The following is a 17,585-nucleotide window of genomic DNA, read 5'->3' on the forward strand; positions in this document are numbered from 1 at the left end:
GGCCCGCGGGCGGGCGCGGGGCCTGCGGCGCCCCCCCGCGTTCCCACCCCCCCACGCCCGGGGGCCGGAGGGGGCGTGGTGGGTCCCCCACGCTTGGGGGGGGGGCCCCCCCCCCACCGCTTTTTCTTTGCCTGCCGTTGGGGTAGCCCGTGGGCCTGACCGCCATCGATGTGAAGGTGGTACGTCGATCTGCGCCGGTCCGTTCCCTTCGGCGATCCGTATCGGCTCGCGCCACCCGGGTGGTGACTGCGACGGGCGGGCAGCGTCGCCCGTGGTCCGTCCGAGGGGCTGTGGGCAGGTCGGGGGCGGTAGTTTGGTGGTGGACGGGGTGCTTGGGTTCGGGTTGTGGTTTGGGGTGGGTGCGATGGTGGAAGCGCGGGGCGGGTACTGGCGAGTGGAGGACGACTCGCCGGTGAGTGCGGTGCAGGCGGTGATGGCCTGGACGAAGGTGGCGTATCCGGCGCTGGTGGAGGTGGCGGGGCACTACCACGCGGTGATCACGCATGCGGAGCTCGCGGAGGCGGTGCAGGAGGCGTCGGGGGTGCGGACGCGGGTGGAGCAGCGCTACTGGATGGGGAAGGTCCTCGGGCTGCTGGTCCGGGAGGCGCACCGGCGCGGGGATCCGCCGTTGACGGCGTTGGTGGTGCGTGCGGCGGACGGCCGGGTGGGTGCGGGTTACCAGGAGGTGCTGGCGGTGGCGGGCAGCGCGCCGCTGGCGGGGGAGATGGACCGGGAGGAGCACGCGGCGGCGGCGCGCTTGGCGTGTTACCGGCATTTCGGTGCGGAGTTGCCGGAGGACGGGGGCACTCCGGCGTTGGCGCCGAAGCTGCGGGCGGCGTTGTCGCGCAAGGCGTCGGGGAAGGCCGCTGCCGCGGGCTCCGCGGCCGGCGGTACCGGTTCTGGCGGTTCCGGGGCCGGCGGGTCGGCGGCCGGGGCTTCGGTGCGGGTGCAGGCGGTCTGCCCGAGATGTTTCATCGAGTTCCCGGCGACCGGGGTGTGCGACTCCTGCGGCGGTTCCGCCTGACACACCGCCCGGCCGCCCCGCCCGCGAGGCGTCGGGTGGTGGCGGCCTGCGGGCGGGCCGGCGCCCGTCGTGTCCTCGCGGCGTCGGGTCAGGTGAGGCCGTGGGTGGCGATGGTGCGGGCCTGGCCGTCGTGGAGGCGGTAGGAGAGGCCGACGATGGCGGTCTGGCCGCTGCCGGCGCGGGTGGCGAGGACCTGGGAGCGTTCGAGGAGCAGGTCGACGGTCTGGCGGATGTGTTCGTCGACGATGGCGTCGGGGTCGTGGATGTCGGCGGCGTGTGCGGCGAGCACGCTGGGGGTGACGCGTTCGACGATGTCGCGGACGAATCCGCGGGGGAGCCGCCCTTGTTCGAGGGAGTCGAGTGCGGCGGCGACGGCTCCGCAGGAGTCGTGTCCGAGCACGACGACGAGCGGGCAGTCGAGGACGCTGACGCCGTATTCGATGCTGCCGAGTGCTTCGGCGCCGGTGACGTGGCCGGCGGTGCGGACGACGAAGAGGTCGCCGAGTCCTTGGTCGAAGATGATTTCCGCGGCGAGTCGGGAGTCGGAGCAGCCGAAGAGGACGGCGAAGGGGCGCTGGGCGGGGGCGAGCGCGGCGCGTCGGTTGGCGTCCTGGTTGGGGTGTTCGGGGTTGCCGCCGACGAAGCGGGCGTTGCCTTCGAGGAGTGCCCGCAGGGCCTGGGCGGGGCTGGTTATGGGGGCGGGGATCATGGTTTCCACCCTAGATGGCCCCTCCGGGGCCCGGCAGGTCGGCCCTGCCCGGTCGGCCTGGAGGGGCCGGTCCGGCGCGGGGGGCGGGTGCGCCGGCTGGACCGTGGGCGGGGCGGCGGGGAGACTGGATGCCGTGACCGATGTGCGTGAGACGCTGGACTATCAGACCTTCGGCCGGGCGGTGCGCGAACTCGCGCAGGCGATCGCCGATGACGGCTACGAGCCGGACGTGATCCTGAGTATCGCCCGTGGGGGCGTGTTCGTGGCGGGTGGCCTGGCGTACGCGCTGGACTGCAAGAACATCCATCTCGTGAATGTCGAGTTCTACACCGGTGTGGGGACCACGCTGGAGATGCCGGTCATGCTGGCACCGGTGCCCGACGCGATCGACTTCTCGGGCCGGAAGGTCCTGATCGCCGACGATGTCGCCGATACCGGCAAGACGTTGAAGCTGGTCCACGACTTCTGTCTCGACCACGTCGCCGAGGTGCGTTCGGCCGTCATCTACGAGAAGTCGCATTCCCTGGTGGAATGCGAGTACGTGTGGAAGAAGACCGACGACTGGATCAACTTCCCGTGGTCGACGGAACCGCCGGTCGTCAGGCGCGGCGGCCAGGTGCTCGACGCCTGACGGCGGCGACGGTGGTACCCGTCTTCGGGGGCGCGGCCGAGGGCGGTGCCGTGAAGGCGGGGCGAGCGGGCGAATCTCGTCGTCGGCCTCGGGAACGCGATCCAGCACTCGTGGGGAGGCTGCCGAACGCTCGCGCCCACGTGGCCTCCTCCTGACGCTCGGCCAGGACGTGGTGCCCGGGGGCGGGATCACCCGTGGGTGGTCCCGCCCGGTGTCCGCCGGTGCGCTCAGGTGTCGAGGATGTGTCCGGTCGTCGCGTCCACGTGGGCGGGGATCTCGTCGTGGCGGTCGCCCACGGTCGGCGTCCCGGTCGGCTCGAACATGAGGATCGCGGCTCCGGACGGCGCGGCCGGCCTGTGCTCCGTACCCGCGGGAACGGTGAAGACCGCCCCCTGCGGCAGCACGACCGTGCGCTCGCCCGCGGGCTCGCGCAAGGAGATGTGCAGTTCCCCGTCGAGGACCAGGAAGAACTCGTCGGTGTCGTCGTGGGCGTGCCAGACGTGCTCGCCCTCGACTTTGGCGACCCGGACGTCGTAGTCGTTGACGCGTGTGACGATGCGCGGGCTCCACAGCGCGTCGAAGGAGGCCAGGGCCTGGGACAGGGAGATCGGCTGGTTGCTCATGGCCCCATCCTCGGCCTCCTCGCCCGGGCGGCGGGAGTGCTAGAAATCGCACATGGCGAAAGAATCCTCGCACCGGGCTCGCGCGGCGGGCGTTCACCGGGTGGTCGTGATCGTGGACGAGAACTCGAACCCGTTCGAGCTCGGCTGCGCGACCGAGATCTTCGGGCTGCGCAGGCCGGAGATCGGCCGCGACCTCTACGACTTCCGGCTCTGCTCCCCCGAGCCCTCCACCCTGATGCGGGACGGCTTCTTCACTCTCACCGGGGTCGCCGGCCTGGAGGCGGCCGATGCGGCGGACACCCTGATCGTCCCCAACCGCCCCGACGTCGAGGTGCCCCGCAGGCCCGCGGTGCTGGACGCCGTCCGACGGGCGCACACGCGCGGCGCACGCCTGATCGGCTTCTGCAGCGGTGCGTTCACGCTGGCCGAGGCCGGCGTCCTCGACGGGCGCCGGGCCGCGGCCCACTGGCAGTGGGCGGAGGCCTTCCGTGCCCGCTTCCCCGCCGTCCACCTCGAATCGGACGTGCTGTTCGTGGACGACGGGGACATCCTCACGGCCGCGGGAAGCGCGGCCGCGCTCGACCTCGGGCTGCACGTCGTGCGGCGCGACCACGGCGCCGAGGTCGCCAACTCCGTCAGCCGACGACTGGTCTTCGCGGCGCACCGCGACGGCGGGCAGCGGCAGTTCGTCGAGCGCCCGATGCCCGACCTGCCCGACGAGTCCCTGGCGCCCGTCCTGGCCTGGGCACAGGAACGGCTCGACTCACCCCTCGCGATCGCCGACCTCGCGGCGCGTGCGGCGGTCAGCCCGGCGACGCTGCACCGCCGTTTCCGCACGCAGCTGGGAACGACTCCGCTGACGTGGCTGACGGGGGAGCGGCTCGCCCTGGCCTGCCGGCTGATCGAGCGCGGCGAGTCGCGCTTCGAGGTGGTCGCACGGCGCAGCGGACTGGGCACCGCCGCCAACCTGCGCGCGCTGATGCGCCGCGAGACGGGCATCAGCCCGCTCGCCTACAAACGCCGGTTCGGGCCCGGGGCGACGTGACCGCGTTCGTGCCGGGGGTGCTGTCCGTGTCGGGTGTCGGGGTGGTTGGTTAGGGTGGGTGTGTGGCTGCTCGGGTGTCTCTTGATGATCTTGTTCGGTTGCGTCGGGCTCGTGATCGGATGGATCGTGAGTACGACCAGCCGCTGGACGTTCCGGTGCTGGCGGCCGGTGCCTTGATGTCGCCGGGGCATTTCTCCCGAAGCTTCCGTGCCGCCTACGGCGAGACTCCGTACAGCTATCTGATGACGCGTCGCATCGAGCGGGCGAAGGCGTTGTTGCGGCGTGGGGACCTGTCGGTGACGGAGGTGTGCATGGCGGTGGGTTGTTCGTCATTGGGCTCGTTCAGTGCGCGGTTCACCGAGTTGGTGGGCGAGAGCCCGCGTGCCTACCGGGCGCGTGACCACCGGGAGGGCGCGGCGATCCCGGCGTGCGTGGCGAAGGTCGCGACCCGTCCGGTGCGGCGTGGTGGCTCGGGTTCGGGTGGGCCCGCCGTGTCGTAGCGTGGGGGCATGGGCATTCAACTCGCGCAGTGTTTCATCGCCGTCGACGATCATGACCGGGCTTTGGCGTTCTACCGTGATGTCCTCGGGTTCGAGGTCCGCAACGATGCGGGATTCGAGGGGATGCGCTGGGTGACGGTGGGCTCGCCCGAGCAGCCGGGGGTGGAGATCGTTCTGGAGCCGCCGCTCGCGGATCCCCATGCCAGTGCGGAGGACCGGCGGGCGGCGGCGGAGCTGTTGGCGAAGGGCCTGCTGCGGGGCGTGATCTTCCGGACCGATGACTGTGACGCCACGTTCGAGCGGATCCGTGCGGCGGGTGCGGAGGTCCTTCAGGAGCCGATGGACCAGCCGTACGGGGTGCGGGACTGCGCTTTCCGGGACCCGGCGGGCAACATGCTGCGTTTCAACCAGCCGCGCACGGCGTAACCCCGCCGGCTCACGCCCGGGCCCGGCCCCCGGCCCCGGGCGTGAGCGGGTCGGTGCCGGGGGCCGGGTGTTGGGCGCTGTCCTGGGGCTCAGCTGGGTCTGATCGGCTGCTGCATCCACCGCTCGGTGTTCACGCCCGCAGCGAGCAGCCACAGGGCGAACACCAATTCGCCGAGTGCGGGCAGTTGGATCCAGGGCACCAGATGTGCGGCGAACCCGGGGGACAGCATGTCCGCGAAGCCGTAGGCCAGGTAGGCCAGGCCGTCGATTCCGAGCAGGATGCCGACCGCTCGTGGCAGGAACCCCGACTTGAGGACGAGGTAGCCCGTGCAGATGATGTCGAGGCCGAAGAAGACCCCGTAGAGGTTGTAGTCGACCTGCGCGAGGTCACCCGGCAGGTACGCCAGCGCGTGCAGCTGCTCCGGCGGGAGTGCGTTCGCGTAGGGGCCGCCGCCGGTGAGGATCAGCGGTTGGAACTGGTTGACCACGCCTGCGGCCTCGATGGCGGTGGCGACCAGGGTGAAGAAGACGTCCAGGAGGGCGAGGCGGCGGTTCACCACCTTGAACAGTTCGTAGAAGATGGCTGCTATGCCGACGTTGGTCACCGTGACCACGACGTGTGCGGCGAGGCCGGCACGGTAGAGCAGCTCGTGCGTCTGGATGTTGTGGGCGGTGGTGGCGGGATCGGACACGATCAGCATGGCGGGCACGACGCCGATGGCGAAGGCGCCGCAGAGGATGTTGATCAAGTACAGTGCGCCGCCGAGACGGGCGAGCCGGGGCGCCGGGACACTCGCGCTGAAACCCATCACCGACCCTCCTGCCCTGACGTCGCCGGAACCGACTGCAGGGCGATGACCTCGTAGCCGCGCAGAGCTTCGAGGAACGGCTGGAAGCTCCCCGTGACCCGGCAGCGCACCACCGGACCGTCGCACTCGACTTCGCTCACGCCGGACGCCTGCTCGATCCGCCGCACCGGGGGCCTACCGACGATTCTGACCTCGACCCGCTGGGTCGGCTGTTCCTTCACCATGACGGCAACGCTAGGGATCACGCGGCGAGCCGCCATCAGTGCCACCACTGAGTCAGTACTGACTGCGGGGCTGTCCGGGAACGTCACCGCGTAGTACGGTCGGCCGGTGCCCAAGATCATTCACCGGTCCACCGGCCTGTCCGCGGAGGCGACGAGCTTCGTCGGCCGACGCCACGAGTTGGCGGAGGCCAGGAAGAGGCTGACCACGGCCCGCCTGGTCACCCTGGTCGGGCCGGGTGGAGTCGGCAAGACCCGCCTGGCGATCCGCAGCGCGAGCGAACTCGAACGCGGCTTCCCGGGCGGCGCCTGGCTGGTGGAACTCGCCGAACTCGCCGATCCCGCGCTCATCGGTCACGCCGTCATCGCCGCCCTCGACCTCCGCGACCAGACCGCGACCGAGCCGGTGACCCTGCTCAGGTCGTACCTGAGGGACAAGCAGCTCCTCCTGGTCATCGACAACTGCGAGCACCTGCTCGACGAGGCGGCCCGGCTCATCAGCGAACTGCTGGTCGCGGCACCCGACGTGCGGGTGATCGCGACCAGCCGGGAGCCGCTGTCGGTCAACGGCGAGCACGTGCTGCCCGTCCCGCCGCTGCAACTCCCCGCGCCGCACCCGGGACCATCGGCGCAGCAGGGCGAGAGCGAGGCGGTCAGGCTCTTCGTCGAGCGCGCGGCGGCCGCATCGGGCAGTTTCGAACTGAGCCCCGCCAACCAGGCGGCCGTCGTCGATCTGTGCCGCCGACTCGACGGGTTGCCCCTGGCGATCGAACTGGCCGCGGTACGCACGCGCGCGCTGAGCCCCGAACAGATCCGCGACCGCCTGAGCCATCGGTTCGACCTGCTGACCGGAGGCTGCCGCGCCGCGCTCCCGCGCCATCAGACACTCCGCGCCACGATCGAGTGGAGCTACGACCTGCTCACGCCCCCCGAGCGCACCCTGCTGGCACGGTTGTGCGTGTTCGCCGGCCGGTTCACACTCGACGCCGTCGAGGCGGTGTGCTGCGACGACCTGCCCGGGGCGCACCCCCTGGACCTGCTGTCGTCGCTGCTGGACAAGTCACTGCTGGCCAAGGAGGACGCCGCCGGCACCGCCTACTACCGGCTGCACGAGACGATGCGCGAGTACGCCCGTCTCAAACTGCGCGAGGCCGGCGAGGAGGACACCGTCGAACGGCGATGCGCCGACTACTACCTGGCTCAATGCCGGCAGTTCGCGGTGGAAGGACGGTACCGTCTGCTCCACTGGCTGTCCTGGACGGAGCTGGAAGTCGACAACATCCGCACCGTGCTGCGCAGATGCGCCGACCGGCAGGACCTCGACCGCGGCGTTGACCTGGCGACCTGCCTGATCTGGTACTGGGCTACCCGTGCGACGACCGAGGGTGCGCACTGGCTGGACGAACTCCTCACCCGGGACAGCGCCCCGGTCGCCCACCCGTGGGCGTACTTCGTGCGGGGATTCCTCGCAGTGCTGCACAACGACCCCGCAACCGCTGTACCGGCACTCGACCGCGCGGTCTCCGCGGCCCGCGGCGCAGGCCAGCCGGTCGCGCTGGCACAGTCGTTGGCGATGGCCTCGATCGCCGCGAAACTGACCCATGATCACGCGTCCGCCCAGCGACTCCTCGACCAGGCCCACGACGTGGCCCGAGACCTGGACGATCTCGGCACCGTCCTCACGACGCACCAGGCCCGGTCGCTCAACCACCTCGTCGACGGCGACCTCGACGCGGCGCGATCCGCGGCCGACGAGGGTGCGCGGCTCAGCCGCGAGGCGGGCGACCTCTACAGCCTCGACATGATGCTGATGAACCAGGGCTTCGCCGGGCTGATCGCCGGAGAACTCCGCGAGTCCGAGCAACGGTTCACCGAGGCACTGCGAATCGCCCGTCAACTCGACGACCGCGTCGCCCAGTGCTACCTGATCGGCGCGCTGGGATGCAGCGCGGCCGCCACGGGCCGGCCACAGCTCGCGGCGCAACTGCTGGGCGCGATGGAGCAGATGCGGAGCGACGTGGGTGCCAGCGTCCACCCGGGAATCGCACCCTCCCTGGCGCACGCCACCACGTCGGTCACGACCGCCCTCGGCTCCGCCGGATTCGCCACGCGATTCCATGCGGGGCAGCAGCTCGGCCGCGAAGCCGCCGTTCGGCTCGCACTTCGCGAGGACTCCCGCCGAGCCCCGGCAGCCCCCCACCGCAACAGCACGGAAATCCTCGGGAAGCGCGAAGCCGCCGTCGCGCGACTGGTGGTCGACGGTCTGAGCAACAAGGACATCGGCTCACGCCTGCTCATATCCGAGCGCACCGTCGAGACCCATATCCGCAACATCCTCAACAAACTCGACTTCACCTCACGGACCCAGATCGCCGTCTGGATGACTGCCCAAGGCCACCACGAAGATCACCAGCCGATCTGACCACGCCAGGTCGAGAGCCTGCGCCTGCGGAGCCGGGGGACCGGGCCGAGGAAGGCGAGAAGGACGGGGCCCTGTTGAGGTCAGGGTGTCGTCATCGAGCCGGAGATGACCGAGCACGGACCTTGGCGGTCGGGGACGGTCCGCTTCCACCCGCCCGAACCGCCCGAAGACGACTGAGCGTGGCTTCGGCACTCACGAGCAGAGCCCGACCACGGGGGCCGCGGTGGTGACGGTGCCCGGGGTAGGGCACTGCCTAATTCGGGTGACGGGTCGGGGTGGTGGGGGGATGCTGGCCGGATGGTCATGGATGTGGACGTTCTCAGGCTGAATATCGTGTGCCCGCCGCCGGGGGAGGGCGTCGTGGAGGTCCGTCCGGTCGTCAGCGGGTTCGATCTGCTGGGGGACTTGTCCAGGAGGAGTGCGGCGTCGGGTGGTCCCCGGTTCGTGGGTGCGGCTCCGCGTGAACTTCTCTGTCCGGACGGGCCGTTGTACGCGGTCGAGGTGCCTCGGGAGGTGCGGTTGGCGCGGTCGGGGTGCGGTGAGGAGCGATGTTGTCCCGCGCTGTACGTGACGGTGGCGCGGGAGGGGGAGTACGTGGTCTGGGGCGGGTGGCGGGATCCGTCCGGGCGGGATTTCGATCTGCCGTCCTTTCGGTTCGCCGCGGACGGGTACCAGGCGGAGGTGCGGCGCGCGGAGGCGGACCGGGCCTGGGAGTGGCCGGCGGTGGTGGTGGCGATGCGGTTGGAGGAGGAACTGCGGGCGCGGGGGGACTGGCTGGCTCGGTGGGAGTGCGAGGTGGAGGGCGTCTGGTCTTCTCGCGGCACGCCCGAGCAGATCTCGCTGATCCTGCGTCATCCCGCGGGTCGGGGCGAGGGCGACCTGCCGTGGGCGCAGTTCGAGGTCGTCCTGCCGATCGGCGAGGACGATCCGCTGGTGCAGGCCGACCGGCTGCAGGCACGGTTGACAGCGGGTGACCCGCGGGTCGGCGCGGAGCTGTGCGGGGGCTCCAACCCCGAGGTGCTGGGCTACCCCTGGCCGTAGCCGGCCCTCCCGCCACCGGTGCGGACGGCGGGAAGGCGCTTGGGGCCGGACGTCGGACCGGGGGCCGGACACCATACGTCGGTTCCCGCTCCCCGGTACGTGATGCTCGCCGGTCGGGCGCACACCGCGCCCGACCGGTTACGCCCCGGGTGTCGGCGAGTGCGGTGACCGTGCACGTTCGCCGGGTTCGGTGACACGCCGGTCGAGGTTGTGGATCGCCGAGGACAGCGCGGACGACGACGCCTTCCCGCTCACGCCCGCGCAGCGCGACCAGCTGATCGTCGCCGCCGAGCACGACGGTTTCGCGTCGTGCTGAACCGCGACGGCTACCTCGTCATGGACAGATAGGCCGATTAGCAGGAGAGAGTAGCGAGCAACTCGTCGCGGCCGTTCACCCGGATCTTGCGATAGATGGCCTTGAGATGGTCGTTGGTCGTGTGCTGCGACAGGTCGAGGGTGTGGGAGATCTGTTTGCTGGAGCGGCCGTCCAGGACCTGGTCGATCACCGTGCGTTCCCGGGGCGTGAGGCCGTACCACGCGGCGACTGCGGGCAGCAGTTGGCCGATACCGGCCGCCTGGACGGTGACGGCCACCTCGCTGCGTCGGGCGCCCGTCAGCCGTTGGGCCTGCAGCGCGGCGAAGCCGTGGCCGGTCGGGATGCGGCTGAGCACGGGCTCGCTCTGGCGGCGGGCGGCGGCCGCGACGTTCCAGAGCGTCAGCGAGAGATCCTCGTCCGCGTCGAGGATCATGTTGGGAAAGCACAGCCGGAGCCATTCGCGCCCGGTCGGGGTCGCGGAGGCGAGGCCGTCGTTCTCGTTGATGACGAGCACGCCAGGCGGCATCGCGGTGCGCATGGGATGCGGCCTGGCGCGGCCGACGTAACCGCGCAGCGAGGCGGCCAGCGGCGCCGCAACCTGCCGCGCGTTGTCGATGTCGGCCGGGGTGAACGGCGGGCGGCGACGCTCGCGCAGCAGGATCAGCGTGCCCCAGTGCGCGGCGCGATCGACCAGGTCGAGCCGCATCTCGCTGCCCCAGCCCTCGCCGGCCATGCTGTCGAGCAGCGGCACGATGCCCGGCGGCGCGGTGGCCGTCGTGTTCAGCACCGCGACAGTTGGGCGGCTCGTGGGCCGGTCGGCGGGTCGCCGGGGCGGGTAAGGCTGCTGATCGAGCAGCCCGGCCGCCTTGATGCGGCGGAAGTGGGCGCAGCTGTAGCCCTGGTGCTCGACCAGGAAGCAGCCGACGCCGGTGACCGGATCCTTACCGGAAAGCATGTACCCGTCGTGCGGCACGAGCCGGTGCAGCTGGCGGGCCAGCTCGCCGCCGAGGTCGGCCAGGCTGTCGGCGCGTGCGGCAGCCTGCCGCGCGGCGTGGGCGACGAGCAGCGGCGCGGGCGCGGGGGACACCGCAGGAGTATCGCAAGAGGCTCCCCCTAGGTCTAGGGATATGCGCCGCGTATCCGGGGGGCGGACAGTGAAACCCGGCCGGGCAGGCATTGCCCTGCCGTTCACTATCAGTGAGCAGAAGCAGAGGATTAGGAGTACTCGTGCGTCGATTCCTGGTGGTTGCCCTGTCCGTTTCCGCCCTACTCGCAGGTGGCACGGTGTCCGCCGCCGCGAGCAGCGCCGACGCGGGGTCCGCGCCGTCTGCCGCGTCGCACGACGGCTGGATACCCGAGGCGTTCCCGCCGTCATACGACGCGCCCGCCGGGCTGCTGTGCGACTTCCCCGTGCACTGGGACGTGACGGTGAACCAGGTGCGCACGAAGGTCGTCGAGACCTACCTGGACGGCAAGCCCAAGCGGCAGCTGGCTACCGGTGCGCTGTTCCTCAACGTCAGCAACGCCGCCACCGGCGCGAGCGCCCTCGTGGACGCCAGTGGCAGCGCTGTGATCGAATACGGGACTGACGGCTCAATGGTCTGGCACGTGGTCGGGCCGGTCATCGCGGGCGTGCGCGCGGGCTTCAGCAACCTGCCGCGCGGCCTCTACACCATCGACGGCGTCTACCGGATCGAGTTCAGCGCGACGGGATTCAAGACCGTCACGCTCGTGCACGGCACTATCCACAACCTCTGCGACGACCTCGGCTAGTAGGGCTTGGTCAGGTGTACGCGCTGGTGGCGTGTCTTGACGGGCCTGTGCGCGTTGATGGTTGTGACACCTGGGGAGTTGGATCAGGTCCGGGAGGATCTGACGGCGTTCACGGCGGAGATGTTCGAGGCGTTCACACGCGCCGATCAGCACCGCTGGGGGCAGGCGTATGTGTGCGGGCTGCTGCTGGACGGGCGGCGCAAGTCGGTGGAGCCGATGGCCGCCCGGCTGGGCGGGGACGGCAATCGCCAGGCTCTGGCCCACTTCGTGACCTCCAGCCCGTGGGACTGGGCCCATGTGCGCGCGAGGCTGGCGTGGCGGATACACGAGGAGATCGACCCGACCGTGCTGGTTGTGGACGACACCGGGTTCCTCAAGGACGGCGACGCCTCCGCGTGCGTGTCGCGGCAGTACACCGGCACCGCAGGCAAGGTCACCAACTGCCAGGTGGGTGTGTCGGTGCACCTGGCCCGCGACCACGCCTCCGCGCCGGTCAACTGGCGTCTGTTCCTGCCCAAGTCCTGGGACCCGGCCTCGGATCTGGCGGACCCGGTCAAGGTCGCCCGACGGGAACGCTGTGGCATCCCGGCCGACCTGGGGCACGTCGAGAAATGGCAGCTCGCGCTCTACATGATCGATGAGACTCGCTCGTGGGGCGTGGACGTCCCGCTGGTCCTGGCGGACGCCGGCTACGGCGACAGTGCCGCGTTCCGGCTCGGGCTGAACCAGCGCGGTCTGAACTACGTGGTCGGGATCTCCACTACACCCACCGCCCATCCGGCCTCGGCCCGCCCCATCACGCCGCCCTACAGCGGCACCGGGGGGCCACCGGTGGCGAAGTACCCCGACCCGGCCCGCTCGGTCAAAGCCCTGGTCATCGACGCCGGCCGCGGTTCCGCCCGGCCAGTGCAGTGGTGCGAAGGGTCCCGCTCCGGCAGCGGCCGCACCGGCTACAAGCGGATGTACTCGCGTTTCGTGGCCCTGCGGATCCGTCCCGCCGGACGGGAGATCCGCGACGCCACCGAGGGTGTGGAACTCGCCGAGTGCTGGCTGCTGGCCGAATGGCCCGCGAAGGGAACAGGGCCGGTCCCAGTTCTGGCTCTCCGACCTGCCCGCCACCACCCCGCTGACCACCCTGGTCCGGCTGGCCAAACTGCGCTGGCGCATCGAACACGACTACCGCGAGATGAAGCAAGCCCTCGGCCTGGCGCACTTCGAGGGCCGCACGTTCAACGGCTGGCACCACCACGTGACCCTGGTCTCCCTCGCCCACGCCTTCTGCACCCTGCGCAGACTGGCAACCGCCCCCAAAGACGCGGCGCCGGCCTGAGCCTCTACCAAATCGTCCGCGAACTGCAGTTACTCCTCGCCACCTGGGCCGGCGCCTGCCCCACCTGCCCCGCGACATCCCCACACCCATACACACCTGACCAAGCCCTACTAGCGACGCGAGCGGTGCAGGACGACCCAGGGCAGTACGAGCCAGCTGACCGCGAACCACCCCAGGACCAGGCCTGCGATCGCGACGGCACCGGGCGATCCGGTGGCGACGTGCAGGAGCAGCAGCAGGGCGGCGCCGACGGTGACACCGAGGAGGACCAGCCCGAGGGTGATCATCTTGGCGCCGGCGCGGACCAGTTCGGGCATCATCTGGTGGCCGGCCAGGAAGCGGTGGAAGGCCACCGGGGCGATCAGCGTGCCAGTGGCGACGGCGCCCAGGACCACGGTGACCTGGTAGAGGATGCGATCAGCCGGGCTGATCTGAGTGAACCGGGGAGTGAAGACCACGCTGATCAGGAAACCGAAGAGGATCTGCGCACCGGTCTGGGCGACGCGCACTTCCTGGAGCATCTCGGTCCACTTGCGGTCCGCCTTCTCCTCCGACTCCCGAGCCTCGCCACCCTCGTCGTTCACCCCTCGTCCTCCCGTCACGGCCCGCACCAGTGTCGCCATGATTTCGGGATCTGCCGGAGCAGGCGGGCAGCCATGCCCCCGTGGCGGGCCCGGGTCCCGCGATCGGCCGAGCGGCCGACCCCGGCGGACCGCTGCCGTACGGGACGTGTTCGGGACCTCCGGAAGCCGGGGAACCCCGCAGGGAGCATCCAGAGCGGCTTCGGTGTCACCGGACGCACGGTGCCTGCGGTAGCGTCGCCGAACGCCGGGTAGGAGCGCGGATGTGAGGCTTCGGACCACTGACCCCCAGCGGCCGGGCTGGCGGCGGGTACGCCGCGGCCGCGGATTCTCCTACCTGCACGAGGACGGCAGCCCCGTCAGCGACCCCGACGAGGTCGCCCGGCTACGCCGTCTGGCGATCCCGCCGGCTTGGCGCGAGGTGTGGATCTGCCCTTGGCCGAACGGGCACCTGCAAGCGCTGGGAACCGATGCCGCCGGGCGCCGCCAGTACCTGTACCACCCGGCCTTCCGCGCGCAGCGCGAGGCCGCCAAGCACGAGCACGTCCTGGACGTCGCGGCACGGCTGCCCGACCTGCGCGAACAGGTGCGCGCCGACTTGGAACAGCGCGGCCTGTGCCGTGAGCGGGTCCTGGGCTGCGCGGCGCGCCTACTGGATCTCGGGCTGTTCCGGATCGGCTCGGACTGCTACACCCGGGTCAACGAAAGCTTCGGGCTGACGACGCTGCGGCCAGAGCACGTCCGGGTGCACCGCAGTGCCGTGGTGTTCGACTTCCCGGCCAAGAGCGGGCGCCGCTGTGAGCAGCTGGTCCGCGACCCGGGATCCGGGGCGGTTGTGGCAGCGCTGCTGCGGCGCCGTGAGGAGGGCGAGCGGCTGCTCGCCTTCTGGGAGCACCGCCGCTGGCACGAGGTTCACGGCGCCGACCTGAACGCGTACCTGGCCCAGGCGACGGGCGTGGACGTCACAGCGAAGGACTTTCGCACCTGGCACGCCACCGTGTTGGCCGCCATCGCCCTCGGTGCCTCGGACCAGGTCGCTGCCGATGGCAGCCAGGCGGATCGGCGCCGGGCTGTGGCCCGGGCCGTGCGGGAGGTGGCCGACTACCTGGGCAACACGCCGGCCGTGTGCCGCGCCTCCTACATCAATCCGCGCCTGATCGAGCTGTTCGAGCAGGGCCGCACCATCGCCGGCGACCTCGGACGCATCGGCGAGGACGCAGCCCCTGGCCAGAGCGGTGCTCACGGCGCTGTCGAGCAAGCCGTCCGTGAGCTGCTCGGTGCGTACTGAAGCGTCGGCACTCCCGCGTTCAGGGCCTGAGCCGGAGAGCCGACCGGTTGAGGTGTCTGCGAAACGCCTACCTGTTCGACGCCACGACGTCGGCTCCGTCCGGTGTGTGGTGATCCTGTGTCCGGCCGACTCGGACTGAGTCGGCCGCTCGTGGCTTCGCCGAGGGCTACCTGGTCGAGGTGTCTGCCGCCCGCGCACGCCACCGAGGTCTGAACCCCGGGGCAAGCGGCGTCGCGCGGCCGCCGTTGCACGCGGCACGATCGGCCCGGCGACCCGGCAGGTCACGACCTGCGGCCGGCCAGGTGGACCGCAGGGTGAAGGGCGACCTGCGGCGTTTCACGTCCTTCATCGAGGAACGCGGCGTCGAGGAAGGCGGCTGGCGCGGCCGGATCACGCCCGGACGCTGACCCGCCTGGTCGAAAAACCGGGGCACGCACCATCGGTGGGTGCCCCAGTTTCCGGAACGGGGCGAGGGGCACACGCCCGGCATGGACCAGTCGCAGGCACCGGTACTCGAAGCGCTCGCCGCCTTCCACACCAACCCGCTGACCACCTTCACACCGCCCGGCCACAAGCAGGGCCGCGGCGCCGACCCTCGTGTCCTCCAGGTACTGGGCCCCGACGTGTTCCGCGCGGACGTGCTGGCCACCGGGGGGCTGGACGACCGCCTCGACTCCCGTGGCATTCTCCAGCACGCTCAGCAGCTGATGGCCGAAGCCGTGGGTGCCGACCACACGTTCTTCTCCACCTGCGGCAGCTCCCTGTCGGTGAAGGCCGCGATGCTCGCCGTCGCCGGACCCCACGAAGGGCTGCTGGTCGGCCGGGACGTCCACAAGTCGGTGGTCGCCGGGCTGATCCTGGCAGGCATCCGCCCCGTCTGGCTCGATCCCCAGTGGGACGCACGGCTGCACCTGGCGCATCCGCCCGCCGCCGACTCCTTCCGTACCGCCCTCGGCCGACACCCGGAAACGCGCGGCGCACTGGTCACCTCGCCCACGCCGTACGGGACGTGTGCCGACCTGGAAGCGATCGCCGACGCCTGCCACGAGCACGGGAAGCCGCTGATCGTGGACGAAGCCTGGGGCGCGCATCTGCCGTTCCACCCCCGCCTGCCGCGCTGGGCAATGGACGCCGGCGCGGACGTATGCGTCACCTCCGTCCACAAGATGGGCTCCGGCCTGGAACAGAGTTCCGTCTTCCACCTCCAGGGCGACCTTGTCGACCCGGCTGCACTGAAGCAGCGCGAAGACCTGCTCGCCACAACCAGCCCCTCCACCCTCGTCTACGCCGCCCTCGACGGTTGGCGCCGCCAGATGGTGCAACACGGCCGCACCCTCTACGAGCAAGCCCTCGACCTCTCCGACCACGTCCGGACCGGGATCGAGCGGATCGACGGACTGCACGTCAACGACCGCGACGACTTCTGCGGCCCCCGGCGCGCCGCCGACCTCGACCCCCTCCAGGTCATCATCGATATCGCCGCCCTCGGCACCACCGGCTACCGCGCCGGGGACTGGCTGCGCTCCCACCGGCAGCTCACCCTGCACATCTGCGACCACCGCCGCATCAGCGCACAGCTCACCCACGCCGATGACACCACCACCGCCGAGACACTGCTGCGCGGCTTGACCCAACTGGTCGAGATCGCAGAGGACCTGCGCTCCGCCCCGCGAGTCGATCTCCCCGCCCCGCAGGACCTGCGGCTGGAGCAGGCGCTGCTGCCGCGCGACGCGTTCTTCGGCCGCACCGAACAGGTGCCCGTCGGCAAGGCTGCCGGAAGGATCGCCGCCGAGATGCTCACCCCCTACCCGCCCGGTATCCCCGCCGCCCTGCCGGGCGAACGCCTTACCGGCGACGTCCTCGACTACCTGCGCACCGGCCTCACAGCGGGCATGTTCATCCCCGACAGCGCCGACCCCGCCCTGAACACCGTGCGTGTCGCCATCGAGGGGTGACCATACCTGCGGAACCGAGAAACGGCACCGACCAGAGCCCGCACCGCCCGCACCGCCCGCCGAGACCGCCGGCAGGAAGCCCAGGCCGAGCACCAGCCGGTCGCTGCGGCGGCTACCGCGACCCGGCACCAGCAGAAGAACGTGCCCGTACCGCTGCCGGGAAGAGGGATTGCCAGTACCCCAGCCCGACTTCTTTCGACCGATAGGAGCCCACCATGACCAGCGACGACTTCGTCATCGACGTGACCCGCATCCGCGACGAGGCCCGCCAGAGGATGGCGGACGGAGCGGTGACCGCCACCTACGGCCTCGACACGAAGAAGGTAGTCGCGGTGCTGAACGACGTGGTAGCCACCGAGGTGGTGTGTTGGTTGCGGTACACACGGCATGCCGTCTCCGCCACCGGCATCGACCGAGCCCAGGTCGCCGCCGAGTTCACCGAGCACGCCGCCGAGGAGATGCAGCACGCTCTGCGAGCCGCCGAGCGCGTCGCCCAGCTCGGTGGAGAACCGGACTTCGACCCCGCCACCCTCGCCCAGCGGGCCCACACCGACTACACCACGCCGACTGGCAGCGACCTGAAGACCATGCTGGAGAACAACCTGCTGGCCGAACGCATCGTGATCTCCACCTACCAGGAGATCGCCCGCTGGCTCGGCGACCACGACCCCACCACCCGCCGCCTCATCGAGTCGATCCTCGAAGAAGAAGAGGAGCACGCCGACGACCTCACCGACCTCCTCGCCGGTTGACCGCGAACCTCAAAGGGCCCCTTCGAGTGGTCCGCCTGCCCGCTGGGCGTGTAAGCGATCTCGTGTAAGTGCCTTGTGGTTATCGGATGCTGAGCCGGTCCTCGAAGAAGAGTGAGAACTGGTTCAGCGCCTCCTTCCA

The 17,585-nt window shown here is 70.8% G+C and carries 18 protein-coding genes and 2 pseudogenes; 14 read left to right on the forward strand and 6 right to left on the reverse strand.

Annotated elements, in window-relative coordinates; all coding sequences use genetic code 11:
* Nucleotides 1–394: 394 nt before the first annotated feature.
* The gene (locus tag ACPC54_RS34610) at nucleotides 395–1,024 is read left to right on the forward strand and encodes a hypothetical protein (RefSeq protein WP_498970428.1); all 630 of its coding nucleotides are present in this window, start codon (nucleotides 395–397) and stop codon (nucleotides 1,022–1,024) included.
* Between the two features lie 88 nt (nucleotides 1,025–1,112).
* Here the strand turns inward: ACPC54_RS34610 and ACPC54_RS34615 are convergent, their stop codons facing one another.
* Entirely contained in the window at nucleotides 1,113–1,733 is a 621-nt protein-coding gene (locus ACPC54_RS34615; RefSeq protein WP_498970429.1) for a carbonic anhydrase, read from the reverse strand.
* Between the two features lie 133 nt (nucleotides 1,734–1,866).
* Between ACPC54_RS34615 and ACPC54_RS34620 the strand changes: the two genes are divergently transcribed.
* On the forward strand, nucleotides 1,867–2,364 hold the full coding sequence (locus ACPC54_RS34620) for a phosphoribosyltransferase (protein ID WP_498970430.1): 498 nt from the start codon (nucleotides 1,867–1,869) through the stop codon (nucleotides 2,362–2,364).
* 227 nt (nucleotides 2,365–2,591) lie between these two features.
* On the opposite strand, the gene ACPC54_RS34625 is transcribed toward ACPC54_RS34620, so the two are convergent.
* Nucleotides 2,592–2,987, reverse strand: coding sequence for a cupin domain-containing protein (locus tag ACPC54_RS34625; protein ID WP_498970431.1), 396 nt, complete (start codon nucleotides 2,985–2,987; stop codon nucleotides 2,592–2,594).
* A gap of 52 nt (nucleotides 2,988–3,039) precedes the next feature.
* Between ACPC54_RS34625 and ACPC54_RS34630 the strand changes: the two genes are divergently transcribed.
* The 3 genes from ACPC54_RS34630 (at nucleotide 3,040) to ACPC54_RS34640 (ending at nucleotide 4,958) form a co-directional block, all read left to right on the forward strand.
* Nucleotides 3,040–4,032, forward strand: a complete 993-nt coding sequence (locus ACPC54_RS34630) for a GlxA family transcriptional regulator (RefSeq protein WP_498970432.1) — start codon at nucleotides 3,040–3,042, stop codon at nucleotides 4,030–4,032.
* Between the two features lie 119 nt (nucleotides 4,033–4,151).
* On the forward strand, nucleotides 4,152–4,532 hold the full coding sequence (locus tag ACPC54_RS34635) for a helix-turn-helix transcriptional regulator (protein WP_498970433.1): 381 nt from the start codon (nucleotides 4,152–4,154) through the stop codon (nucleotides 4,530–4,532).
* 9 nt (nucleotides 4,533–4,541) lie between these two features.
* The gene (locus ACPC54_RS34640; protein WP_498970434.1) at nucleotides 4,542–4,958 is read left to right on the forward strand and encodes a VOC family protein; all 417 of its coding nucleotides are present in this window, start codon (nucleotides 4,542–4,544) and stop codon (nucleotides 4,956–4,958) included.
* Between the two features lie 89 nt (nucleotides 4,959–5,047).
* Here ACPC54_RS34640 and ACPC54_RS34645 read toward each other — a convergent pair whose 3' ends face one another.
* Together ACPC54_RS34645 and ACPC54_RS34650 are read right to left on the reverse strand one after the other, a co-directional pair.
* On the reverse strand, nucleotides 5,048–5,767 hold the full coding sequence (locus tag ACPC54_RS34645) for a DUF4386 domain-containing protein (protein WP_498970435.1): 720 nt from the start codon (nucleotides 5,765–5,767) through the stop codon (nucleotides 5,048–5,050).
* Nucleotides 5,767–5,991 (reverse strand): hypothetical protein, encoded by a 225-nt coding sequence (locus ACPC54_RS34650; protein WP_498970436.1) that lies wholly within the window; start codon nucleotides 5,989–5,991, stop codon nucleotides 5,767–5,769. Before ACPC54_RS34650 ends, ACPC54_RS34645 begins: the two co-directional genes overlap by 1 nt.
* Nucleotides 5,992–6,097: 106 nt before the next feature.
* On the opposite strand from ACPC54_RS34650, the gene ACPC54_RS34655 reads away from it, so the two are divergent.
* The 3 genes from ACPC54_RS34655 to ACPC54_RS34665 all read left to right on the forward strand — a co-directional run bounded on the left by ACPC54_RS34655 (nucleotide 6,098) and on the right by ACPC54_RS34665 (nucleotide 9,767).
* Nucleotides 6,098–8,410, forward strand: a complete 2,313-nt coding sequence (locus ACPC54_RS34655) for a LuxR C-terminal-related transcriptional regulator (protein ID WP_498970437.1) — start codon at nucleotides 6,098–6,100, stop codon at nucleotides 8,408–8,410.
* A 519-nt stretch (nucleotides 8,411–8,929) separates the two neighbouring features.
* Nucleotides 8,930–9,451, forward strand: coding sequence for a hypothetical protein (locus ACPC54_RS34660; RefSeq protein ID WP_498970438.1), 522 nt, complete (start codon nucleotides 8,930–8,932; stop codon nucleotides 9,449–9,451).
* Between the two features lie 190 nt (nucleotides 9,452–9,641).
* On the forward strand, nucleotides 9,642–9,767 hold the full coding sequence (locus ACPC54_RS34665) for a hypothetical protein (RefSeq protein ID WP_498970439.1): 126 nt from the start codon (nucleotides 9,642–9,644) through the stop codon (nucleotides 9,765–9,767).
* A 37-nt stretch (nucleotides 9,768–9,804) separates the two neighbouring features.
* Here the strand turns inward: ACPC54_RS34665 and ACPC54_RS34670 are convergent, their stop codons facing one another.
* Nucleotides 9,805–10,854 (reverse strand): helix-turn-helix transcriptional regulator, encoded by a 1,050-nt coding sequence (locus ACPC54_RS34670; RefSeq protein WP_498970440.1) that lies wholly within the window; start codon nucleotides 10,852–10,854, stop codon nucleotides 9,805–9,807.
* Between the two features lie 140 nt (nucleotides 10,855–10,994).
* Here ACPC54_RS34670 and ACPC54_RS34675 point away from each other — a divergent pair, with 140 nt between their 5' ends.
* Both ACPC54_RS34675 and ACPC54_RS34680 read left to right on the forward strand, forming a co-directional pair.
* A complete protein-coding gene (locus ACPC54_RS34675) occupies nucleotides 10,995–11,540 on the forward strand; it encodes a hypothetical protein (RefSeq protein ID WP_498970441.1) in 546 nt (181 codons plus the stop codon).
* 63 nt (nucleotides 11,541–11,603) lie between these two features.
* A pseudogene (locus ACPC54_RS34680) lies at nucleotides 11,604–12,898 on the forward strand (IS701 family transposase); the annotation flags it as partial.
* Nucleotides 12,899–12,980: 82 nt separating this feature from the next.
* Here ACPC54_RS34680 and ACPC54_RS34685 read toward each other — a convergent pair.
* Nucleotides 12,981–13,454 (reverse strand): DUF6328 family protein, encoded by a 474-nt coding sequence (locus ACPC54_RS34685; RefSeq protein ID WP_498970442.1) that lies wholly within the window; start codon nucleotides 13,452–13,454, stop codon nucleotides 12,981–12,983.
* Between the two features lie 262 nt (nucleotides 13,455–13,716).
* Here ACPC54_RS34685 and ACPC54_RS34690 point away from each other — a divergent pair, with 262 nt between their 5' ends.
* From ACPC54_RS34690 to ACPC54_RS34705, 4 genes and pseudogenes are all read left to right on the forward strand, one after another.
* Nucleotides 13,717–14,739, forward strand: coding sequence for a DNA topoisomerase IB (locus ACPC54_RS34690; protein WP_498970443.1), 1,023 nt, complete (start codon nucleotides 13,717–13,719; stop codon nucleotides 14,737–14,739).
* Nucleotides 14,740–15,035: 296 nt separating this feature from the next.
* Nucleotides 15,036–15,146 (forward strand): annotated as a pseudogene (locus ACPC54_RS34695) (SRPBCC family protein); the annotation flags it as partial.
* A gap of 81 nt (nucleotides 15,147–15,227) precedes the next feature.
* Nucleotides 15,228–16,694, forward strand: a complete 1,467-nt coding sequence (locus tag ACPC54_RS34700) for an aminotransferase class I/II-fold pyridoxal phosphate-dependent enzyme (RefSeq protein ID WP_498970444.1) — start codon at nucleotides 15,228–15,230, stop codon at nucleotides 16,692–16,694.
* Nucleotides 16,695–16,909: 215 nt separating this feature from the next.
* Nucleotides 16,910–17,446: a ferritin-like domain-containing protein gene (locus ACPC54_RS34705; protein ID WP_498970445.1), complete on the forward strand. Its 537-nt coding sequence runs from the start codon at nucleotides 16,910–16,912 to the stop codon at nucleotides 17,444–17,446.
* Nucleotides 17,447–17,585: the final 139 nt, after the last annotated feature.

Origin of the sequence: Kitasatospora sp. NPDC094028 (assembly GCF_049543595.1) — a bacterium.
GTDB lineage: Bacteria > Actinomycetota > Actinomycetes > Streptomycetales > Streptomycetaceae > Kitasatospora.